We start from the raw sequence: 693 nt of genomic DNA on the forward strand, positions 1-693 counted from the left end.
TTAAACTGAGACTGTCGATTTATTTGTAATTTATTCCGCTTCTAACTCTTATTTCACATACTTTGTGAATTTTATCAGGTCTTTTCACAAGCTTTTCTTGTTTTTTGTGAATTTTCCTTTCCTATGGCCTTCTATTTGCCCCGATTTCTCTAATTTGGGCAGACGGGAGCCTTCACCCGATTCTCGCATTTTTTAAAACGATAAAAGGGCTTGATGGGTTCAGCTAATTCCTTTACCATAATTTTCAAATCGATTACCATGGCCGCCAATTTGGACGTAATCCTTAATTCTTCTCTCCCTCTTGTTCTTGGTTTCCTTAGACTATGATGGTTGGCAGCTTCATGATTCGTTCTTTCCACATCATACCGGGCAGTTAATGCACTCTTTCCGGCTTTGGTTTGATTATAAGATTTTCACCGATGACTTGTTTCAGTACTATCCCATGATGATGGATCACTTCCTCCACCATCGGGACAAGACGTTCTCCATCCCATTCATTACCTGGAATGGGTTCCATATTCAGGATTAACCCATGTTCCCTTGACTCTAAGACTTGAATTTTATCTCCGGTAAACTTCAAGGATTTCTATCCAACCGGATTTCTGAATCCTAGGCACTTCTGATTCGATCTTGTGGTTTTTCCTTTTTGGATAATTCTTGGTATTGGAGTGGTTCTTGTTCGCCGCCTTTGGG

The 693-nt window shown here is 40.1% G+C and carries 1 protein-coding gene; it reads right to left on the minus strand.

What is annotated here, in order from left to right; all coding sequences use genetic code 11:
• Window positions 1–373: 373 nt before the first annotated feature.
• Window positions 374–580, minus strand: coding sequence for a hypothetical protein (locus BFU02S_RS16100; RefSeq protein ID WP_066372827.1), 207 nt, complete (start codon window positions 578–580; stop codon window positions 374–376).
• Window positions 581–693 lie beyond the last annotated feature (113 nt).

It is taken from the genome of Neobacillus fumarioli NBRC 102428, from assembly GCF_001591485.1.
Classification (GTDB): domain Bacteria; phylum Bacillota; class Bacilli; order Bacillales; family Cytobacillaceae; genus Neobacillus; species Neobacillus fumarioli.